Here is a 21,137-nt window from a genome sequence, read left to right as displayed (position 1 = left end):
GATGCTCAGCCATCCGTGGGACGATTCAAGGGTGAATGCGCAAAACAACCCAGCAGATGTCGAACTCGAGATTACAAACGTAGCCCACGGCGGTGTCTTCGTTTCGCGGCTCGACGGCCGCGTGGTTTTCGTCGCTGACGCCATCCCAGGCGAACGCGTGCGTGCACGCATCACCGAATCGTCGAAGAAGAGCTTCTGGCGCGCGGAGACGGTCGAGGTTCTGGATGCCTCCCCTCACCGCCAGGCCCACGTCTGGGCGTCGGCGGCGATCGACGTGACACCTTCCGAGCGCGCCGGCGGGGCCGAATTCGGCCACATCGAGCTGTCGCACCAGCGTGAACTTAAGCGGCAGGTGCTCGCGGACTCGCTCCAGCGTTTCGCCGGAGTCGAGAGCGATGTGCAGGTCGAAGCCGTCCCTGGCGACGACGAACGCGACGGGCTCGCCTGGCGTACCCGGGTCAGCCTGCACGTCGACGCCGACGGCAACGTCGGACCGTATGCCGCACGCAGCCACCGCGTGATTCGCGTCGGTGACCTCCCGCTCGCCACAGACGAAGTGGCATCCGCCGCCCCGCTCGACCAGCAGTTCCGGGGCGCCGAGTCCGTCGACATCATCGCCCCGAGCAGCACCCAGAGCGCTCGCATCGTGGTGCGTGAACCGGTGAAGAAGGGTGTGAGCCCGGCGAACCGGCGCGAGCAGACCATCATCGAACGGGTCGGCGACCGTGACTTCTTCCTCGATGAGGGCGGCTTCTGGCAGGTGCACCGCTCGGCTGCGGAACTGCTCACCGGTCTCGTCCAGTCGACGATCGACGAAGCGCTGTTCGACCCCCGCGCAGCGAACCTCGACCTGTACGGCGGCGTCGGACTCCTCGCTGCAGCCGTCGGTGACAAGTTCGGCAGCACCACCCGCATCACGAGCGTCGAGTCCTCCGCACGGGCGACGGACCACGCCGCTGAGAACCTCTCCGACTGGGTGGGCGCGCAGAGCATCACCGCTCGTGTCGACGCGTACCTCCGTGGCCTCGTCGCCCAGTCCAGCGCCGCCGAACGCACACGGCTGGCGGCCGGAACCGTCGTCCTCGACCCGCCCCGCTCGGGCGCGGGCAAAGAGGTCGTCGCCAGCCTCGCTGAGTTGCGCCCGGCGCAGCTCGTCTACGTCGCCTGCGACCCCGTCGCGCTCGCGAGAGACATCGGGCTGTTCGCTGCGGAGGGGTACGAGCTCAAGGCGTTGCGCGCATTCGACCTGTTCCCGCACACCCACCACCTCGAGTCCATCGCGCTTCTCACCCGATGAGCGCACAGGGTTTCCCGCTTGAGCGCCGCGGCACCCTACGATGGGCTCTGTGGTGCGCATAGCGGTAATCGATGATCATGAGTCCGTACGGATGGGCCTGACGGCTGTCTGCGAGGCGGCGGGGCACTCCGTCGTGCTCAGTGTCTCAACGGTGCAGGAGTTCGTGTCGGCGTCGGAGGCGACACCATCCGACGTCGTCGTGCTCGACCTGAACCTCGGTGACGGAAGCAACATCACCGACAACGTCCGCGCTGTGCACGGCTCAGGGTCAGCGGTGCTCATCCACTCCATCGCCGACCGGGTCGCCTCCGTCCGCGAGGCGCTCGCCGCCGGCGCTGCCGGTGTGATCCCGAAATCGGCGCCGACGGATGCCGTCGTGGCCGCCATCGAGACGGTCGCGAGCGGTGAGGCACTCAACAACCTGGAGTGGGCGAGTGCGATCGACGCCGACGGTGACTTCAGTCGCGCTCAACTGGGCCGCCGTGAACGGGACGTCCTCCACCTCTACGCCTCAGGACTTCCGATGAAGGACGTTGCGGTGCAGCTCGGCATCGCCCCGTCGACGGTGAAGGAGTACCTCGACCGCATTCGCGGAAAGTACGTGGACATCGGCCGCCCAGCGCCGACGAAGGTCGACCTTCTCCGCCGCGCCGTCGAAGATGGCATCCTGCCCGAACTCAACCCGGGCACCGGTGATGACAACTGACCAGCAGCGGTCAGGGGCGATCTTCTCGCCGGTTCCGCGAGGACCTCTTCTCGACAATCTGGACCGGGTAGCGAGAGACGCCGCCCACACTCAGCCGCGCTTCAGCGTTGCTCGAATCGAGCAGCTCATCGCTCGTTCGATCAGTCTCATGGCCCTGGTTTTCGGCGCCCAGACACTGAGCATCGCCCTTGGCAGCGGTCTGGTCGCCCCTGAGCCGATGGGTTCGCTCTACCTCCTGACGCTCCTCGGCCTCCTCGTCGCCGTCATCCTCTTCGGTGTGAACCCCCGATTGCAGCGGATCGCGAATCTGCTCTTCGCAGCCGTCTACCTCGTGGCCGTCGCGCTGTGGGCGGTTGCGAGCGGGGGAGCGGGTGCCGAGTCGATCACCGAGCCGTGGACGTGGTACCTCTGCGCCATCGCGTGTGCCAGTGTCTCCCAGGCCCTCCGGCCGTGGATCGCGGCCGTGTACATCGCGGTCACCCCCGCCGTCTACGGACTGGTCCGGGTGATCGACGAAAACGGTGACATCACCCACGCTGATATCGCCGTGCAGGATGCGCTCTACGGAACCATGATCGGGCTCGTCATCCTCGTCCTCATCACGATGTTCCGTAATGCCGCCCGTGCCGTCGATGAAGCCAGGTCGGCCGCGTTCCTCCGGTATGACGAAGCCGTCCGGCGACACGCGCTCGAGGCGGAGAGGATCGAAGTGGATGCCCTCGTCCACGACACCGTTCTCGCGTCGCTTCAGGCCGCGGAACGCGCATCGATGCCCGAGCAGGCGCGGGCGGCTGTCGCCATGGCGAGCGACGCCATCAGCAAGCTCGCCGCACTCGAGGGTCCCGTCGCGGACCCCGGGCAGAGGATCACGATCGGCTGGCTCGTCGACGTGCTCAGGCAGCACGCGGTTCACCTCGAGACGCCGTTCGAGATCACCCTCCGGGGATCCGACGCCCACAGCATCCCGTTCCCCGTTGCGGAGAGCCTGTACCTCGCCGCCGCCCAGGCCATGACGAACAGCATCCAGCACGCCGGCGACACGGGCGGCCGCAGCGTCGCCGTCGAGGTTGAGGATGCCGTCGTGCATGTCTGCGTGCGCGACGAGGGCGTCGGGTTCGATACCGCCGCCGTCGACGCCGACCGACTCGGCTTGAGGGTGTCCATCATCGAGCGCGTCGTCGCGGCCGGGGGAAGCGTCGATCTCCGATCCCGACCCGGTGCTGGCACCGTGGTCAACATCCGCTGGTCAGATGAGGATGCCGCCCCCCGGCAGTCGACGCAGGAAACGACCGAGGAGGCATCGGCATGATCGCACTGAACCGGTACACGATGCTCGCGCTCGCTGCTGCCTTCTCCTTCTATCACGTCGTTCGCGGGCTGCTCACCCTGCCGCAGGCCGACTCGCCGTGGCCGAGCGTGATGGCGATGGCGCTGTACCTCACTGCGACGGGAATGGCGCTGTGGCCATCGAGCCCGACGGCCATGCCGGCATGGCTCGCATCGTTCTGCCTGGCGACGGCGATCAGTGTGCCTCTGCTCGTGACCAGCCAGCTCGACCCGGCCGTCAACAACGGGTACGCGACCTGGCATGTGTCGGCGATCGGCACGCTCATGACCATCACGGTGGTGCGACGGCAGGAGATCGTCGGCTGGCTGGGCGTCCTGTTCCTCACGGTCCAGTCGGTGATCTGGTGTGGGATTCCGACGTCGATGGAGATCGGGGTCACCGGCAGTCTCATGTGGGTCGTCGTCGCGGGAGTTCTCACCCGCTCGCTCGCGAAGGTCGGACACGACGCCCAGACGCTCACCGTCGCTGAGCAGGAAGCCGCGAAGTGGCAGGCTGCGCAGGACGCACACGAGCAGGAGCGGCGCGCACGGCTCGAGCAGACCGGCAAGCGGGCCCTCCCGATCCTGCGCGACATCATCCTCGCCGGCGGAGAACTGAGCGAAGCCCAGCGCATCGAGTCGCGTGTTCTCGAAGCGGGGCTCCGTGACGAGATCCGGGGAAGACGGTTGCTCAACGATGCGGTGCGGACAAGCGTGCTCGCGGCGCGCAGGCGCGGCACCACGGTGAGCATGCTCGACGAGGGCACGCTCGATCACCTGCCGGAGGATGCTCTCCAGTCCGTGCTCGACGAGGTCGCCGTCGTGATCGCCGACACCCATGTGGACCGCTTGATCGTGCGCACGGCTCCGGCGGACTCCGATGTCGCCGTCACACTCGTCGGGCTGAGCGCGTCGACGGACCCCGATGAGCCCGGCGATTCGGTGCGGCTCTGGAAAGAGATCCCCCGACCCGCAGTGCAGGCGCCCGCCGCCCGCCCTGGCCGCGAGTCGTGGCAAGCCGAGCGCTGAGTTCCGGCACAAAGGGAAAGGGCCGGCTCTTTCGAACCGGCCCACTAAACCCCGGGTCAGAACGTTAACCCGAATAACGCCCTGACCCGCCCCCAAACGCCGCTGCTACCCTAATCGAGCGAATCGTCTGGTGGTGTAACCCTCTAGGAGAGACACCTTGCGCTCTCATTCTGCTCGGCATGTGCACACGCCGCTAGTCGGCTCTTTGGGGGACCGTCAGGCGGAGAAGTTCCGCCAGCGCCCGGCACCGGCCTGGAGCGGGGAGCGCAGAATGCGCTGGCTCCTCTGCCACGCCGACGGACCGTCAGACGGGACGGCATCGGCCCGCGCCGCTTCCTCGACGACAGCCGCGGTGAGGACAGCGGTGACGGCGGCAATCTCCTCGGGCGTGGGAGAGCCACGCAGGACGCGGACATTCACGCCCTGATCCTGCCCTTCCGCCGTGAACAGTTCGCGCGCGCCTGAGGGTCCCGCGTGCCGACCCGAACGGCGCCCGGCCGGTTCCTGCCGGGTCACAGCGGGATGTTCCCGTGCTTTTTGGGCGGCAGGCTGGACCGCTTGCCCTTGAGCGAGCGCAGCGCCTTGATGACGGCGACCCGGGTGGCCGCCGGTTCGATGACCCCGTCGAGTTCGCCGCGTTCGGCAGCAAGGAACGGGCTCGCGACGTTGTAGGTGTATTCGTTGGCGAGGCGGGTCCGCACGGCGGCGACGTCTTCACCGGCCGCCTCGGCGCGCTTGATCTCACCGCGGTAGAGGATGTTGACGGCGCCCTGTCCGCCCATGACGGCGATCTCAGCCGTCGGCCAGGCGAGGTTGATGTCAGCTCCGAGCTGCTTCGAACCCATGACGATGTAGGCGCCACCGTACGCCTTGCGCAGGATCACCGTGACGAGCGGAACCGTCGCCTCGGCGTAGGCGTAGAGCAGCTTCGCGCCGCGGCGAATCACGCCCGTCCATTCCTGGTCGGTGCCGGGGAGATAGCCAGGCACATCGACAAGGGTCAGGATCGGGATGCTGAACGCGTCGCAGAAACGCACGAACCTGGATGCCTTCTCCCCGGCTTCGATGTTGAGGGTTCCGGCCATCGCGTTCGGCTGGTTCGCGATGATTCCCACCGTCCGGCCTTCGACACGCGCGAAACCGATGACGATGTTCGGGGCGAACAGCGGCTGCACCTCGAGGAAGTCACCGTGGTCGACGACGTGCTCGATCACGGTCTTCACGTCGTACGGCTGGTTCGGGGAGTCCGGGATGATCGTGTTCAGCTTGCGGTCGGCATCCGTCGTCTCCAGCTCGATGTCGCTCTCGTAGACGGGAAGCTCAGCGAGGTTGTTGTCGGGGAGGAAGCTGATGAGTGTCCGGGCGTAGTCGAGGGCGTCTGCTTCATCGCTCGCGAGATAGTGCGCGACACCGGACCGGGTGTTGTGCGTGAGAGCTCCACCCAGTTCCTCCATGCCGACATCTTCACCGGTGACCGTCTTGATGACATCCGGGCCGGTGACGAACATCTGGCTGGTCTTGTCGACCATGATGACGAAGTCGGTGAGGGCGGGGGAGTACACGGCCCCGCCGGCGGCAGGACCCATGATGAGGGAGATCTGGGGGATGACGCCGGAAGCGGCGGTGTTCCTGCGGAAGATCTCACCGTACTTTCCGAGCGCGACGACGCCCTCCTGGATGCGCGCCCCGCCTGAGTCGAGCATGCCGAGAATAGGGACGCCGGTCTTGAGCGCGTGGTCCATGATCTTGATGATCTTCTCGCCGGCGACCTCGCCGAGCGAACCCCCGAAGATGGTGAAGTCCTGCGAGTACACGGCGACCTGGCGCCCGTGGATGGTTCCGGTGCCTGTGACGACGGCGTCGCCGTACGGCCGCGACTTCTCCATGCCGAACGCGTGGGTGCGGTGGCGGACGAACTCGTCGAGTTCGACGAAGCTGCCCGGGTCGAGCAGCTGGGTGATCCGCTCGCGTGCGGTCATCTTGCCCTTGGCATGCTGCTTCGCGATCGCAGCGTCTCCCGAGGCCGTCACGGCTTCGTGGTACCGATGCTTGAGGTCGGCGAGCTTGCCAGTCGTCGTGTACATGTCAGGGGCGGATTCGTCGGTCACAGCTGCGTCATCGGTCACTTCTTCACTCTACTGTGCACAGATAGGGCCATACCGTTGGTGGATGCCTACAACGAGCCCTCCTGAGCCTTGTCGGTTTGCGGCGCGTATCGTGGAGCCATGAGCTCAGCTTTTTCCCGATCCGCCGCCGTCGCCGCCCGCCTCGAGGTCCTTCCCGCGACCCCGTCGACCAACGACGAGCTCGTCTCCCTGGCGGCGAATGAGGCCGAGTGGCCCGATTTCTCCGCCGTCGTCACCGACACGCAGACGGCGGGACGCGGTCGCCTGGGCAGGGTGTGGGTCAGCCCGGCCGGCACGGCGCTCGCGGTCTCGGTCCTCGTCCGTGCGGACTCTTCGCTCCGGATCGATGCGCTCGGCTGGTTGCCGCTCGCGGCCGGTCTCGCCATGACCCGCGCCGTCCGTCTTGCCCTTCCTGACCGGGACGACGTGACGCTGAAGTGGCCGAACGACGTGCTCGTTGGCGGGTCGAAGATCAGCGGTGTCCTGTCCGAACTCGTCGTCGGACGTGCCCCGAGCGTGGTCGTCGGTGCAGGGCTGAACCTCACCATGACCGACGAACAGTTGCCCGTTCCCACGGCGACCTCTCTCGTGCTCGCCGGGGCGGAGCATCCGGATGCCGATCGCATCCTGGAGACCTACCTGCGTGAGTTCCGCAGCCTCGTCGATGCGTTCCGGGCGGCGGACGGGAACGCAGCAGCGAGTGGCCTGCAGGCAGCGGTGACGGATGCCTGTGGCACGATCGGCGCGCGTGTCCGGGTCGAGCTCCCCGGGGGCAACCTGCTGTCCGGCATCGCCCGCGGCATCGACGTCTCAGGACGGATCGTCGTCCAGGCTGATGGGTCGGATCAGCTCACCCCGGTTTCCGCCGGCGACGTCACCCACTTGCGCGCCCGCTGATTCGCGACCTCACATTCCGGCGTCGACGTCGGGTTCGGGAGATCCGGTGTTGCAGACCATTGGCGGCCGGTGCTGAACGGCGTGCCGCATCACATCTCCTCGATTCGTACGGAGGGCGGCGGCGGTGCGGCCCTGACGTTCCGGCCGCCAGTGCTAGAAATGAAGCATGGCCGATTACCCGAGCGCTGCAGCGAGCCTGCCTCCCGTCGGTGAGCGACCCATCGTGCCGACGGAGCGCGTCGTTGCGCGGCTGCGCCCCAACGCCCGAGCACTCTTCCTGCCGGCGCTCGCGCTCGTCGCGCTGCCAGGACTGACGGTCTTCGCCGTCAGCCTCTTCGCGGAGACCTGGCTGCACGCGATGATCGTCCTGCTCGCGGTTTTGCTGTTCGTACTGTTCGTGCTGTTCCCGTACATCGCCTGGCTCAATCACCGGTGCACGATCACGACACGTCGGGTGATCGCCCGCCGCGGGTTCTTCGTGCGTGAACGCAGGGAGATCTTCCACAGCAGGGGATACCACGTCACGCTCAAGCAGAGCTGGCTGCAGAGCGCATTCCGCTCAGGCGACATCCACATCAGTTCGGGCGTGGAGAAGCCGCTCATCCTCCGCGACCTTCCCGGGGCCGACCAGGTACTCGAAACGCTCCAGGAACTGATCGAACGCAACCAGGTCGTCCTCACCCCTCAGATGGGTTCGACCGGGAGCGCGACGACCGCTTTCTGACCCGCCGGAACGACGCGGGCAGCGGATGCCTGGCGGCTCGGCGAGAAGACCCAGTAGCGATACAGCGTGAAACGGAAGACGGCGCCGAGCCCGAGCCCCACGACGTTCGTCGAGATGTTGTCCGCGAGCACCGAGGTGAAGCCGAGCAGGTAGTGGGACACCCACAGGCAGCCGAGCCCGATTCCCATCCCGGCGAGAGACACCGCGAAGAACTCGAGCCCCTCACGAAGAGTGTTCGACCGGCGTTCGCGGGCGAACGTCCAGTACCGGTTGCCCAACCAGTTCGTGACGATCGCGAGCAGTGTCGAGACGATCTTTGCGATCAGAGGACCGGTGTGCACGTTCTCCGGCGAGAGGATCGTGAGACGGAGGGCGTTGAACACGGTCAGGTCGACGAGAAGACCGGCGGCCCCGACGAGTCCGAACTGAGCCACCTGGACGAGCAGACGGCGCGCACCGCCGGTCAGCGCGATTCTCGTCATGTCCTGCTCCGGTTTCGGGAAGGGGCTGGGTTGGATGCCTGATGCGCCATGCGCGAGGATAGGGGCGTACGCAGTTTATGCGACCTCCCGGCGCACACCGCTGGGAGTTCCCTGCGCCGGAACAATCTCTGGAGGCTTGCCCGTGGTCCGTGTTGGTGTAATTGGCGGAGGGCAGCTCGCCCGGATGATGATCCCACCGGCCGTGAACCTGGGCATCGACCTCCGCGTGCTCGCGGAGACCGAGGGAATGGCCGCGAGCCTCGCGGCTACCGCTGTCGGGGACTATCACGACGTCGAAACCGTCCTCGCGTTCGCTCGGGACGTCGACGTCATCACGTTCGACCATGAGCATGTCCCGCAGGACGTTCTGCACGCCCTGGTCGACGCGGGGGTTCCGGTGCATCCGGGCCCAGACGCGCTCCTGTTCGCCCAGGACAAACTGCTGATGCGACAGAAGCTCAGCGATCTCGGTTTGCCCGTTCCGGCGTGGGCGCGGGTCGAAACCGAGGATGAACTCCAGGACTTCCTCGACGCCAACGGTGGCCACGCCGTGGTGAAGACCCCGCGCGGCGGCTATGACGGGAAGGGCGTCCGGGTCGTGTCAGCCGCCCACGAGGCAAGCGATTGGTTCACCACCCTTGCCGAACACGGCGCTCAGGACGCGCTCCTCGTCGAAGAGTTCGTCGACTTCCGCAGGGAACTCGCGCAGCTGTCAGCCCGCCGCCCGTCGGGGGAGCTTGTGCTCTGGCCGGTCGTCGAATCCATCCAGCGCGACGGGGTCTGCGCTGAAGTGCTGGCTCCCGCGCCGGGTTCGGCCGGGCGGATCGCGGACGTCGCCGCCCAGATCGCGGCTGACGTCGCCACGGGGCTCGGCGTCACCGGTGTGTTCGCTGTCGAACTCTTCGAGACGCAGGACGATCGCCTGCTCATCAATGAACTCGCGATGCGCCCGCACAACTCGGGGCACTGGACCCAGGACGGCTCGACAACGAGCCAGTTCGAGCAGCACCTCCGCGCCGTTCTCGACCTCCCGCTCGGCGCTACGGGGTGCACCGAGCCGCACACCGTGATGGTGAACATCCTCGGCGGGCCTGCCGATGGCGCGCTCGCTGACCGGTATTCGAGCGCACTCGGCGCTCACCCCACAGCGAAGATCCACAACTACGGCAAGGATCCGAGGCCGGGCCGAAAGGTCGGCCACGTCAATGCGAGTGGCAGCAGGCTCGACGTCGTCGCGTATGAAGCGCGCGCCGCAGCGGCGTTTTTTCAGAACTGACATTTAGCATGGTTCTCATGCCATTCCACGCCTCAGCGCGCCCCCGTGTCGGTCTCGTCATGGGAAGCGACTCCGACTGGTCGGTGATGGCTGCCGCTTCAGAGATCCTGTCCGAGTTCGGGATCGACCACGAGGTCGAGGTCGTGAGTGCCCACCGCACGCCAGAGAAGATGATCGATTACGGTCGCGATGCCCGGTCGCGCGGCCTCGCTGTCATCATCGCCGGAGCAGGCGGGGCCGCGCACCTGCCTGGCATGCTCGCATCCGTCACCACTCTTCCCGTCATCGGTGTACCGGTGCCGCTCGCGAGGCTCGACGGACTGGACTCACTGCTCTCCATCGTGCAGATGCCCGCCGGTGTCCCGGTGGCTACCGTGTCAATCGGCGGCGCGAAGAACGCCGGAATACTCGCGGCACGCATCCTCGCCACGGCCGACGAGACGCTGGCGACGAAACTCGCCGATTATGCCTCGGCACTCGCCTCACAGGTCGACGAGAAGAATCGCGCCCTCAAGTCGAACCTATGAGCGTCTCTGCGACCAGTCCGATTCGCTACCCGGACCTCTCGGCTCCCGCACTCATGACGCGGCGGGCGTGGTGGCTCGTTGCGCTGAACTTCCTCATTCCCGGATCCACCCAGGTCCTCGCGGGCAACCGCAAGCTCGGACGCTTCGGCCTCGCGGCAACACTGACGATGTGGCTGATCGGGATCTTCGCGATCCTCGCCTACTTTCTCTGGCGCACGGCTGCCCTTACGATCGCCACGAACTCGTGGGTTCTCACCGCTGCCCAGCTCCTCCTCGCCGGCTACGGGGTGCTGTGGCTCGTTCTCACTATCGACACGCTCCGCCTCGTCCGCCTCATCCGCGCGATGCCAGGCACCCGATTCTGGATCGCGGCCTGCACGGTCGTGCTGCTCGTGCTGTCTGTCGGCACGGCGACGGCCGGCGCGTACTACGCCGGAGTCGCGCGGGGAACGCTCCAGTCCATCTTCGGGGGAGGTGCAGCATCCGTTCCTCCGGTCGACGGTCGATACAACATCCTCCTGCTCGGTGCGGACGCCGGCCCCGACCGCGAGGGGCTGCGCCCGGACAGCATCTCGGTGGTGTCGCTCGACGCTGAGACCGGGCGGATGACCATGATCGGGCTGCCACGCGACATGCGGAATGTGCCGTTTTCCGCCGGGTCACCCATGGGCGAGCTGTACCCAGACGGTTACCGGCGTTGTGACGTCAGCAGTTGCAAACTGAACTCGATCTACACCGAGGCCCAGTTACGCCACGGAGATCTGTATCCGGATGCTGCGTCGACCTCGTCGAGCCCGGGAATCGAAGCGACGAAAGAAGCAGCCGAGGGGATCCTCGGGCTGGAGATCCCGTACTTCGCCCTCATCGACATGCAGGGGTTCGAGAAACTCGTCGACGCGCTCGGTGGCGTGGAGATCACCGTGAAGGAGCGGCTCCCGATCGGCGGCGACGAGCAATTGCGCGGCGTGGACGAGTGGATCGAGCCGGGGACCCGCACGCTCAACGGTTACTACGCCCAGTGGTACGCCCGGTCCAGGCACAGCACCTCCGACTACGACCGGATGGAACGCCAGCGCGAACTCCAGGCTGCGATACTCGACCAGTTCACACCCGCGAACGTGCTCTCGAAGTTCCAGAGCATCGCGCAGGCAGGAACGCAGGTGGTGAAGACCGACATCCCGCAGGACATGCTGGGTTACTTCGGCAACCTCGCGATGAAGACCAAGGAACTGCCGACCAGCTCGGTCGAGCTGACGCCGGCGAACGGCATCATCCCCGACGAGCGCGACTTCAACGACTTCGACAGGATCCGCGAACTCGTCCGGGCGGACCTGTATCCGCCGTCGGCGACGCCGAAACCCGAGTAGGGCGTTCTAGAGGTCCGCGTGAAGTGCCCAGACGCGTTCTGCTGAGTCACGCCAGCTGAAGGCGCGAGCGCGGTCCTGCCCGGCGATCCGCATGCGGTCGGCGAGTTCCGAATCGGCGAGGACGGATGCCACGGCGGCGGCGAGGCGCTCCGGGTACCCCTTTGCGCCGCGTTCGACGGCGAGGCCGGCACCGCCGGCGACCTCCACGAGAGCGGGGTCGTCGGAGTGGACGACGGGGGCTCCGAAGGTGAATGCCTCAACGAGAGGGAGGCCGAAGCCCTCGCGCAGGCTCGGGTAGATGAACACACTCGTGCGAGCGAGAACCACGGCGAGATCCGCGTCGGAGAGGTAACCGAGGGCCCGGACGCGGCCCTCAGCCAGGCCCGCCTCGTCTGCGACCGAAGCGAGGGCGAGCTCGCCCCAGGTCTCCGGGCCGAGAACGAGCAGGGGAAGATCGGGAGCATCAGGCTGGCCGAGCCCCGTGATGAGCGGTGTAAGCCCGCGACGCGGGTCGAGGGTGCCGACCGTGAGCATGAACTCCTCGGGAAGCTCCATCCGCGCCGCCCGCTCATCGGCATCGTCCGGCAGTGTGAGGTTCGACGCGACGGCACCGGAAATGACGCGGACACGGTCTCCGAAATCGATGATGTCGGAGAGCTGCTCGGCGACGGCGTGCGTCGGAACAACGATGGCGTCCGCGTGCTTTCTCGCACGCTTCGCCATTGCCTTGTGCCATGCGACGCTCGTCGGAGTCAGCGATTTGGGGTCGCTCCAGGCGAGGGTGTCGTGAATGGTGACCACCATCTGGGTCTGGTCGAACTCACGGTCATGGCGGCGGAGCGGAGCGAGAAGGCTGGGGGAGTGGATCATTCCGGTGCCGAGGGTCGGGACGATGCCGAGCTGCCACGCCGCCGCCAGCTCGCGACGGGGGAGTGTTGTGCGGTGAAGCTGCGACAGGCCGGGCAGGGCTTCTTCGATCCGGGCGATCTTCTCCTGTGGCAGCGCCGACACGATTCCCTCCACCGAGCAGCCGCGCGGCGCGGTCGACACGAGTGCCCGCGTGAGCTCTTCGGTGTAGCGCGAGATGCCATTCGGGGCAGGAGTGATCATCTGATCGACGACCATCCGAAGTATTGTCGCCATGCGTGAGCCCCTCGTTATCGGTTGTTTTCGCCGCTTCTAGCCTAGAGGACCGTGTCGCGCCCAGTACGGGGAGTACCCGGGGTATATACATACCCATACGATAGGACCCATGCCTGGGGTCCAAAGTAATACTCGCGCGCGCTCAATCGCGCTGTTCATCATCGGTTTATTGGTAGCAACGATCTTCGTCGCAGCCCCGCTTCCTGCTTCGCAGACTCCGTCCGCTTCCGCCGCGGGGTTCAACGCTGGCAACATCATCGACGATGCTGTTTTCTACAACAGCAATGCGATGACCGAGGCGGGCATCCAGTCATTTCTGAACACGAAGGGCGCGAGTTGCAAGGCCGGTGCGCTGTGCCTCAAGAACTACAAGGTGACAACGAGTAACCGGGCAGCTGACGCGATGTGCAAGGCATACTCCGGCGCTAGCAATGAGACAGCTGCGCGCATCCTCTATAAGGTTGCCCAGGCGTGTGGGATCAACCCGCAGGTCCTTCTGGTGATGCTCGAGAAGGAGCAGAGCCTTGTCACGATGGCCTCACCGACCCAGGGCAGGTACAACATCGCGATGGGCTATGGCTGCCCGGATTTCAAGTTGTGCGACAGCCAGTACTTCGGCTTGTTCAACCAGGTGTACAAAGCGGGATCGCAGCTGATCCGTTATACCAACCCCCCGGGAACGTCGAACTACTTCACCTGGTTCGGCCCCGGCAAGACGGTGCCGATCCAGTGGCACCCGAACGTTTCGTGCGGCACCGGCCAGGTCTACGTGGAGAACAAGGCAACAGCGAGCCTCTACTACTACACGCCATACCAGCCCAACGCACGCGCCCTGAGCGCCGGCTGGGGCACCGGGGACGGATGCTCCGCGTACGGCAACCGAAACTTCTACAACTTCTTCACGTCGTGGTTCGGCTCCACTCGGGGTACCGGTGTCGACGCGAGCATCGCTGCCTACTACGACAAGAATGCAGGCCTGCTGGGGGCACCCCTCGAGTCCGCGGAAATCTACGCTGACGGAGGCATGGGTCAGCGGTTCACGAACTACTGGGTGTATCGCTCGCCCGCTGGCGCTGTGACCAAGACGACCGGGCGGATCGGCCGGGACCATGCGGAAGCCGGCGGCGGCGGCAGCGACCTCGGCTATCCGACCGGCGAATACACGAAACATTCCAGCGGAGCCAGGAGCCAGTCGTTCCAGAACGGTACGTACTACTGGTCGTCCGCGACCGGCGCAATCTTCACCACCGGAAAAATGGGCGCTGCGCACAACGAAATGGGCGGCGCGGATGGCTCACTCGGGATTCCCATCTCGACCTATCAGACGATCGCGACGGTGGGGCGCAAGCAGGTGTTCGAGAACGGCACGATGTACTGGTCGCCGGCGACCGGCGTGCGCTTCGTCACGGGAGTCATCGGCCGTGAATATCATGCATTGGGAGGGCCGAGCGGCCCGCTCGGATTCCCGGCAGGCGACTATCGGACCGCCCCGAACGATGGGCGAAGCCAGGTCTTCGAGAACGGAACCTTCTATTGGTCGACGGGGAACGGCGGTCACTTCATGCTCAGCCAGTTCAACGAGGGCTATGAGAGCCAGGGCGGCGTCACCGGGCCGTACGGATACCCCGCCGGCGTTGCAACGGCTTACGCCGGAGGCGGTTTCGGTCAAGCACTCGAAGCCGGCGCTGTCTACTGGTCGCCCTCGACGGGTGCGCGACTGACCACCGGGGTCCTCGGCCGGCTCTTCACGACTCTCGGCGGCCCGAACGGAGTGCTGGGATACCCGATTGGTGACTATACCCACCGGGCGGACGGCGGACGATCGCAGGCGTTCCAGAAGGGGACCATCTACTGGTCGCCAGCGACCGGTGCGAGGTACATGCTCGCCGAGATCGGCGCCGGGTACGCAAAGCTCTCTGGCACAGGCGGAGACTATGGCTACCCGACGCAGTCGACCGTGAGCCACGAGGGCGGATACTCGCAGCAACTGCAGGCGGGCACCGCCTACTGGACCAGTGCCGCTGGCACCCGACTGACGACAGGCAAGATCGCCTCGGTTTACGTCGGACTCGGCGGTCCGACGGGGTCGCTCGGCTATCCGACGGGCGACTACGTCAAGAATGCGGACGGCACCAGATCACAGAAGTTCCAGAACGGAACCCTCTTCTGGTCTACTGCCCGCGGCGTCTGGCGCGGCTAGCACGCGTCTGGACTCCGCGCGCAGCGGGTAAACTGGCCCGTGGCCGCGACTGTGGCCATGAGAGGAACACAGGGTGCGCAGTCGTCAGGTAGTTGCGGTTGTGGTTGCCTACAACCGGCGGGATCTCCTTCGTGAGGTCCTCGCAGGGCTGAAGGCTCAGACGCGGGTACCGGATGCCGTCGTCGTTGTAGACAATGCGTCAAGCGACGATTCCGCAGCTGTTGTTCGTGAGGTCGCGCCGACCGCCACCCTGATCCAGCTCTCGGCGAACACCGGAGGGGCAGGCGGGTTCGCGGTAGGGATGGCTGCAGCTCTCGCTCGTCACGACCCCGACTGGGTCTGGGTGATGGACGACGACACCGTCCCCGAGACCGGAGCCCTCGACGCTTTACTCCACTCGGTAGACGCATACAACGGTGAAAACCTCTGTGCGGTCGGGTCACGCGTGGTCTGGACGAACGGGGCAGAACACCCCATGAACACCCCCAGACGAAACCCGTTTGCGGGGAAGGCGGAGAAAAGCCGCGCCGAGGACATCGACGCCGTTGCCGTCCGATCGCTCTCATTCGTCTCATCGATGTACAGAGCCGACGCGATTGTGCGCCACGGTTTCCCCATCGCCGACTATTTCCTCTGGAATGACGACTTCGAATTCAGTGCGAGGTTGTTGCGCCACGGAGCAGGTCTGAGCGTGCCGGCAAGCGTCGTCGTCCACAAGACCAGAGCTTTCGCCTCGACCGACGTCGACCCTGGTCCCCGGTTCAGGCTCGAGGTCCGGAACAAAGTCTGGCTGTTCAGGGCATCTCCGGCACTGTCGCCTGGCGAGAAGGTCATCTACATCGGAGCCTCATTCCTTCGCTGGGGAAAAACGTTCCGCAGTTCGCACGATCGACGAACTCTCCGTTCCGGGCTCGCCGTCGGGCTTCGTGAGGGGCTGGCGCGACGCCCGCGTCCGAACTCTGCAGTGCTCGCCGGGGTGGGAGTCCCGGAGGACGTGCTCGCTGTTCTCGAACGCAGGCCATCATGACAGGCGACGTCCCCCAACAGCGCCCGGCGCCGTTTTCGCTGCTGCTGCCGGTATACGGAAACGACGACCCTGCACAGTTCACCCGTGCGTTCTCGAGTTCGGTCGATGCGCAGACCCTTCCGCCAGATGAGGTCGTCGTCGTCCAGGACGGCGCCATCACTGCGGCTCTTGAGACCGCGGTGGCAAAAGCCGTCGCCTCAACGGGAGTCCCCGTCGTGCGTGTTCGGATTCCCGAGCGCGGTGGGCTCGCCAACGCGCTGACCGCTGGTCTCGCTGCGTGTTCGCACGACATCGTCGCCCGAATGGATGCCGATGACGTCTCGCTCTCGAGCCGTTTCGAGCGACAGCTCGCCAAAGTTCATGAGGGTTTCGACCTCGTTGGCACGGGCATGCTGGAGTTCGCGCACGACACAAGCGAAGTGATCGGCAGACGGACCCCGCCAACAGGCGCGGCAAATATCGCCAAGTACGCACGATTCCACGACCCCTTCAATCACCCGACAGTGATGTACCGCCGCGCCGCCGTTGACCGGGCGGGCGGCTATGAGGACATCGGGCTCATGGAGGATTACTGGCTCTTCGCCCGAATGATTCACTCGGGCGCACGGGTCGAAAACCTGCCGGACCCGCTCCTGATGTACCGGGTCGGGGCAGGCGCATACTCCCGCCGAGGCGGTCGTCGGCAGTTCGAGGCCGAACTCAGTCTCCAGCGCGCGCTCCGCAGCATCCGTTTCACGACCCGCGCCCAGTTCTGCCGCAACATCACTGTACGGGGGATATACCGCTTTGTTCCCGTCGGGATGCGCACGCGGCTTTACCGTCGTCTGATCGCCCGCGGATTCAAGAACACGGGAGTGTGACGCTGCTCAGAACGAGCCAGTGGTTGCACGACTACTATTGACGGGTGTCAGTTCTCGTTACCGGCGGCGCCGGGTACATCGGCAGCCACATCGTTCGGCTACTCCGTGAGCAAAAGGAAGAAGCCGTCGTCGTGGACAGCCTCGCCAGCGGTGACGCTTCGCGAGTGGGAGACGTACCCCTCGCCGTCATCGACCTCGCCAGCGAACAGGCCCCACGGTCGCTGCGGACGTTCATCGACCAACATGACGTTTCCGCCGTCATTCATCTCGCTGCCCTGAAGCAGGTAGGACAGTCCGTTGAGCAGCCAGCACGCTACTACCGGGAGAACGTCGGCGGGCTCGCGAATGTACTTCTGGCGATCGAGGGGTCGTCTGTCGACAGATTTGTTTTCTCGTCCTCTGCGGCCGTATATGGCAGTCCCGAAGCATCCCCGGTGACTGAGGATGCGCCGACCAATCCCGTCAACCCGTACGGCCAGACGAAACTCGCAGGCGAGTGGCTGGTCGCCGCCGCTGCAGATGCCCAGCAGCTCCGAACCGCGAGCCTCCGATACTTCAACGTGGCAGGCGCCGGCTGGCCGGAACTTGCTGACACAGTTCCGATGAACCTTTTGACGCTTGCGATCGACGCGGTGCACCGTGGTGAAAGCCCCCGGGTGTTCGGCGACGACTTCAATACTCCGGACGGGACAGGGGTCAGGGACTATGTGCATGTCCTCGACCTGGCTGAAGCCCACATCCGTTCGCTCAACCACCTGGCTGACACCGACGTTCGGTCGACGGTGCTCAATGTCGGGACAGGAACCGGTGCGAGCGTCCTCGAAGTGCTCGACACACTCTCGGTGTGCTCAGGCAGAACGTTCCGGCCGGTTGTGCAGGTCCGTCGCGCGGGCGACCCTGCAACTGTCGTGGCAGATGTGACCCGGATGCAGGAAGCGCTGGGCTGGACCGCCAGACGCAACCTCACGGAGATGGTCGGCTCAGCGTGGGAGGCCTCCCTGCTCGCACGCCCGGGCATGGCGTCGTGACAGCCCTCACTCGTCGAGAGGGGATGGCGATCACGTGAGCTGGTTGTCAGCACTACCGGTCCTGGCGGTCTCGATCGGCTTCTTCTACCTGCCCGGTCTAGCGGTGCTTCTGGCAGCAGGGGCACGGGGATTCGTGCTTCATGCCGCCGCGCCGGCCGTCTCCGCGGCACTCGTTGCGGTCCTGGCAATCGCCTTTCCGTTCGTGGCGCTGCCGTGGGCAGTCCCGGTAGTCATGGCGGCATTGCTCGCGATCGCCGCCGGAACTGCCGTCGTGCATCGTCTTCTGACCGGTGCATGGGGCGCTTCGCGGCGATACAGAAAGCCTACTGAACGTAGCTGGATTATCACGGCGCTGGCGATCGCTGCCGTCGCGATCACTATTCAACTGGTCATCGTGATCGGCGACCCCACGAACATGTCGCAGACGTTCGACGCAGCGTTCCACCTCAATGGCGTCAAGTTCGTGCTCGACTCCGCCAATGCCTCGTCATTCCATCTTTCCGGTCTGATCCTGCCCCCGGGAGCATCGAGCTTCTATCCGGCAGCATGGCACGGGATGGTGTCGCTTGTGGCGGCGTCATCCGGTGGCGACGTCCTCATGGCCGCGAACACGGTCAACATCGTCATCGCCGCCGGTATCTGGCCAGCTGGCGTGGTGGCTCTCAGCCGGGCGCTCGCTCCAGGGAGCCGGGTGGCGATCCTGGCCGCGGGTGTCCTGAGTGCCGGCATTCCCGGCTTCCCGATTCTTCCGCTCGACTACGGCGTGCTGTACCCCTATTTCTTTGCACTAGCCTTCATCCCGCTCGCTCTCGCGCTCGGGTTGTCCGTCCTCGGGCTGGTTCCCCGTGGCACGCTGGCGCCACCGGTGCTGGCTGCCCTCACGCTCGCAGTTACGCTCGTCGCGATGGGGCTGGCCCAATCTGCCGTCGTCTTCGCCTGGGCAGCAATGCTCGTGCCAGCTGCGCTCGCCGTTGTCGTCCGGATCTGGCGGGGATCGGGCCCGCGCGGAGTGCGATGGGCAGCAGTGCTGGCATTCGGAATCGCAATGCTGGTGTTTGCCGCCGCGTGGTACGTCATCGGGCGGCTCGGAAATACCTCGCCGTGGGACGCCCACGCCAGCCCCGTGTACGCGTTGTATGAACTCATCAGCAATTCGAGGGAGGGGGCATTCCCGGCTGTTGTCATCAGTGTCCTGACCATCGTCGGGCTGGTGTCCGTTCTCCGCAACGGCCGGTGGTGGATCGGCGGCATGTGGGCGGTCAGTGCCGTCCTCTTCCTTCTGGCGGCGTCACTTCCTTACGGCGACCTGCGCAACGTCACGATCGGCCTGTTCTATAAGGACACTCCACGGCTCACTGCGTTGCTTGCGACGATAGCTGTCCCGATCGCCGTGCTTGGCGTCTCTGCCGTGTGGAGGTTCGCTGAGAAACGGCTTCAACCCCGATTGGATCAGCGTCTGCGCGCAGCACGAATTGCCCCCGTCCTGCCGTTCTTCGCCGCCGTCCTGTTACTCGCTGCGACGCAGGGCAACGCCATGCAGTACGCCGTTGCGGACGCGCGACCGAAGTACGCGATGACCGAATCGTCGCCGATTTTATCGATCGATGAGCGCACGATACTCGAGCGGCTCGGTGAGCACGTGCCCGAGGATTCCATTGTGGCCGGCAACCCGTGGACCGGTGCTTCACTCGCATACGTCGTCGGCGATCGTCGCGTGCTCAACCCGCACTTCAATATCTCGTCCGATCCCGAACACGTTACCGTCAACACGCGGCTCAATGAGGCTGGCACCGACCCAGAGGTGTGCGCGGCGCTGGAGTCGCTGGGGGTTGGATATGTGCTGGACTTCGGCATCTACACGAGAGATGCGGGCGGCGTACTCAGCTTCGACAGCACGACAAACTTCGAGGGCTATCTGAATCTCGCCGAGTCGGGGGCAGTCACGGAGATCGATCGTGAGAACGACAAGGTCCTCTACCGCATCACCGGCTGCGACTGACGCGACTACCCCGCCGGGTGTACGTCAGTCGTCGCCTTTTGGGGCCGACGGGGGCGCCGTTTCCGGATGACTGTCCTCGATGCGTGCTTCCGCCAGGGCAAGATCACGCGCGAGCCGGGTGAGCTTACGGTCCAGCTGGACGTTGCGGCGATACGTCGTTGAGACGTAGATAAGAAATGCAAGGACGAAACCATACAGCAGAAGGTCGGTTCCGCGTCCGACTCCCACGAGGTTGGCGACATAGGTCAGCCACTGCGGAAAAATGATCGACCCGACCGCAGCGACGACGAACGCCGCCAGGAACAGACGGCGAAGCGCGAGGTGGCTGTCCCGGCCGGACGGGCGAGTGAGAAAGAGGCCGACGACGACAACGCCGACAACGAGGATGATCTGGATCCACATGGTTCTGGTCCTATCGCACGAGGAGGTCGACAAGGATATTGACCGAGTTCAACACAGACTGGCCCTTCCCCTTCGAGTAGTCGGTGTAGAGAAGCTCCACCGGGTATTCCTCCCACGGCAGCTTGGTGCGGCCGAGCTGAAAGACGATCTCGGTCGCATGCGCCATCCGGTCCTGCTGCAGATCGACGAGTCGCGCGGCGTCGGTGCGAATGACGCGCAGGCCGTTGTGCGCGTCGGTCAGGCGAAGGCCCGTCGTCCGGTTGGTCACCCACACCGCCGTCTTGAGAATGACCTTCTTCAACCAGCCAGGCTGAGTACGGTCGTCGAGGAAGCGGGAACCGAAGACGATAGCCGTTCCGTGTTCTCGTGCCGCACGTAACATCCCCTCGGCGTCTTCAATTCTGTGCTGCCCGTCCGCATCGAAGGTCACGATGTAGCGCGCGTCCGGCTTGGTCGTCACGTAGGCCAGCCCGGTCTGAAGGGCTGCACCCTGCCCCAGGTTCACTGGATGGCGAATCACCCGGGCACCGGCCGCAGCCGCGACCGCAGCGGATCCATCCGTGCTGCCGTCGTCGATGCACACCACGTGTTCGAATCGTTCAAGAAGTTCGGTGACGACACGCGCGATCACCGTCGCCTCGTTATAGAGGGGAATGATGATCCACGCTTCCGAGTCCCGTCCTCCGGCGACATCAGGCACGTTGGAGGGGGCGGCGGTCAT

Annotated in this window: 20 protein-coding genes; 14 read left to right on the top strand and 6 right to left on the bottom strand. The window is 65.5% G+C overall.

All coding sequences use genetic code 11. The annotated features are described in order from the left end of the window. Positions 1 to 31: 31 nt before the first annotated feature. The 4 genes from D9V29_RS00965 to D9V29_RS00950 are packed head-to-tail and all read left to right on the top strand — an operon-like array spanning position 32 to position 4,358. Positions 32 to 1,297, top strand: a complete 1,266-nt coding sequence (locus tag D9V29_RS00965) for a class I SAM-dependent RNA methyltransferase (RefSeq protein ID WP_229790389.1) — start codon at positions 32 to 34, stop codon at positions 1,295 to 1,297. Between the two features lie 49 nt (positions 1,298 to 1,346). Next, on the top strand, positions 1,347 to 2,003 hold the full coding sequence (locus D9V29_RS00960) for a response regulator transcription factor (protein WP_229790390.1): 657 nt from the start codon (positions 1,347 to 1,349) through the stop codon (positions 2,001 to 2,003). Then, complete coding sequence (locus D9V29_RS00955) at positions 1,993 to 3,312, top strand: sensor histidine kinase (protein ID WP_121671446.1); 1,320 nt, start codon at positions 1,993 to 1,995, stop codon at positions 3,310 to 3,312. Before D9V29_RS00960 ends, D9V29_RS00955 begins: the two co-directional genes overlap by 11 nt. Beyond that, positions 3,309 to 4,358 carry a DUF8320 family protein gene (locus D9V29_RS00950; protein ID WP_121671445.1) on the top strand — a complete coding sequence of 350 codons (1,050 nt, stop codon included), beginning with the start codon at positions 3,309 to 3,311 and terminating at the stop codon, positions 4,356 to 4,358. Before D9V29_RS00955 ends, D9V29_RS00950 begins: the two co-directional genes overlap by 4 nt. 216 nt (positions 4,359 to 4,574) lie before the next feature. Here D9V29_RS00950 and D9V29_RS00945 read toward each other — a convergent pair whose 3' ends face one another. Next, the gene (locus D9V29_RS00945) at positions 4,575 to 4,778 is read right to left on the bottom strand and encodes an acyl-CoA carboxylase epsilon subunit (RefSeq protein ID WP_229790391.1); all 204 of its coding nucleotides are present in this window, start codon (positions 4,776 to 4,778) and stop codon (positions 4,575 to 4,577) included. A 92-nt stretch (positions 4,779 to 4,870) separates the two neighbouring features. Further along, positions 4,871 to 6,442 (bottom strand): acyl-CoA carboxylase subunit beta, encoded by a 1,572-nt coding sequence (locus D9V29_RS00940; RefSeq protein WP_121671521.1) that lies wholly within the window; start codon positions 6,440 to 6,442, stop codon positions 4,871 to 4,873. Positions 6,443 to 6,583: 141 nt separating this feature from the next. Here D9V29_RS00940 and D9V29_RS00935 point away from each other — a divergent pair, with 141 nt between their 5' ends. Together D9V29_RS00935 and D9V29_RS00930 are read left to right on the top strand one after the other, a co-directional pair. After that, positions 6,584 to 7,381, top strand: coding sequence for a biotin--[acetyl-CoA-carboxylase] ligase (locus D9V29_RS00935; protein WP_121671444.1), 798 nt, complete (start codon positions 6,584 to 6,586; stop codon positions 7,379 to 7,381). Between the two features lie 166 nt (positions 7,382 to 7,547). Next, the gene (locus tag D9V29_RS00930) at positions 7,548 to 8,105 is read left to right on the top strand and encodes a PH domain-containing protein (RefSeq protein WP_121671443.1); all 558 of its coding nucleotides are present in this window, start codon (positions 7,548 to 7,550) and stop codon (positions 8,103 to 8,105) included. On the opposite strand, the gene D9V29_RS00925 is transcribed toward D9V29_RS00930, so the two are convergent. Beyond that, positions 8,066 to 8,587, bottom strand: a complete 522-nt coding sequence (locus tag D9V29_RS00925; RefSeq protein ID WP_121671442.1) for a GtrA family protein — start codon at positions 8,585 to 8,587, stop codon at positions 8,066 to 8,068. The genes D9V29_RS00930 and D9V29_RS00925 overlap by 40 nt on opposite strands. Before the next feature lie 136 nt (positions 8,588 to 8,723). Here D9V29_RS00925 and D9V29_RS00920 point away from each other — a divergent pair, with 136 nt between their 5' ends. Genes D9V29_RS00920 through D9V29_RS00910 form a run of 3 tightly spaced genes read left to right on the top strand, consistent with a single transcriptional unit; the run spans position 8,724 to position 11,757 of the window. Then, on the top strand, positions 8,724 to 9,863 hold the full coding sequence (locus D9V29_RS00920; RefSeq protein ID WP_259462873.1) for a 5-(carboxyamino)imidazole ribonucleotide synthase: 1,140 nt from the start codon (positions 8,724 to 8,726) through the stop codon (positions 9,861 to 9,863). An 8-nt stretch (positions 9,864 to 9,871) separates the two neighbouring features. Then, positions 9,872 to 10,390: a 5-(carboxyamino)imidazole ribonucleotide mutase gene (gene purE / locus D9V29_RS00915; RefSeq protein WP_373294789.1), complete on the top strand. Its 519-nt coding sequence runs from the start codon at positions 9,872 to 9,874 to the stop codon at positions 10,388 to 10,390. Further along, entirely contained in the window at positions 10,387 to 11,757 is a 1,371-nt protein-coding gene (locus D9V29_RS00910) for an LCP family protein (RefSeq protein WP_229790393.1), read from the top strand. Before purE ends, D9V29_RS00910 begins: the two co-directional genes overlap by 4 nt. Positions 11,758 to 11,763: 6 nt before the next feature. Here the strand turns inward: D9V29_RS00910 and D9V29_RS00905 are convergent, their stop codons facing one another. Beyond that, the gene (locus tag D9V29_RS00905) at positions 11,764 to 12,900 is read right to left on the bottom strand and encodes a glycosyltransferase family 4 protein (RefSeq protein WP_121671440.1); all 1,137 of its coding nucleotides are present in this window, start codon (positions 12,898 to 12,900) and stop codon (positions 11,764 to 11,766) included. A 109-nt stretch (positions 12,901 to 13,009) separates the two neighbouring features. Here D9V29_RS00905 and D9V29_RS00900 point away from each other — a divergent pair, with 109 nt between their 5' ends. The 5 genes from D9V29_RS00900 (at position 13,010) to D9V29_RS00880 (ending at position 20,014) form a co-directional block, all read left to right on the top strand. Beyond that, entirely contained in the window at positions 13,010 to 15,100 is a 2,091-nt protein-coding gene (locus D9V29_RS00900; RefSeq protein WP_121671439.1) for an LGFP repeat-containing protein, read from the top strand. A 73-nt stretch (positions 15,101 to 15,173) separates the two neighbouring features. Further along, entirely contained in the window at positions 15,174 to 16,127 is a 954-nt protein-coding gene (locus tag D9V29_RS00895; RefSeq protein WP_121671438.1) for a glycosyltransferase family 2 protein, read from the top strand. Beyond that, positions 16,124 to 16,987 carry a glycosyltransferase gene (locus D9V29_RS00890; protein WP_121671437.1) on the top strand — a complete coding sequence of 288 codons (864 nt, stop codon included), beginning with the start codon at positions 16,124 to 16,126 and terminating at the stop codon, positions 16,985 to 16,987. The genes D9V29_RS00895 and D9V29_RS00890 overlap by 4 nt, the downstream gene beginning before the upstream one ends. Before the next feature lie 44 nt (positions 16,988 to 17,031). Further along, entirely contained in the window at positions 17,032 to 18,015 is a 984-nt protein-coding gene (gene galE, locus D9V29_RS00885) for a UDP-glucose 4-epimerase GalE (protein WP_121671436.1), read from the top strand. 34 nt (positions 18,016 to 18,049) lie between these two features. After that, positions 18,050 to 20,014: a DUF6541 family protein gene (locus tag D9V29_RS00880; protein WP_121671435.1), complete on the top strand. Its 1,965-nt coding sequence runs from the start codon at positions 18,050 to 18,052 to the stop codon at positions 20,012 to 20,014. 24 nt (positions 20,015 to 20,038) lie between these two features. Here D9V29_RS00880 and D9V29_RS00875 read toward each other — a convergent pair whose 3' ends face one another. Together D9V29_RS00875 and D9V29_RS00870 are read right to left on the bottom strand one after the other, a co-directional pair. After that, entirely contained in the window at positions 20,039 to 20,416 is a 378-nt protein-coding gene (locus tag D9V29_RS00875) for a DUF2304 domain-containing protein (protein ID WP_121671434.1), read from the bottom strand. A gap of 10 nt (positions 20,417 to 20,426) precedes the next feature. Continuing rightward, positions 20,427 to 21,137: a glycosyltransferase family 2 protein gene (locus D9V29_RS00870; RefSeq protein ID WP_121671433.1), complete on the bottom strand. Its 711-nt coding sequence runs from the start codon at positions 21,135 to 21,137 to the stop codon at positions 20,427 to 20,429.

Origin of the sequence: Mycetocola manganoxydans (genome assembly GCF_003667545.1) — a bacterium.
GTDB classification, from domain to species: Bacteria; Actinomycetota; Actinomycetes; order Actinomycetales; family Microbacteriaceae; genus Mycetocola_A; species Mycetocola_A manganoxydans.
Note: the sequence above shows the minus strand (reverse complement) of the source record. Positions and strands in the feature narration are given on the sequence as shown.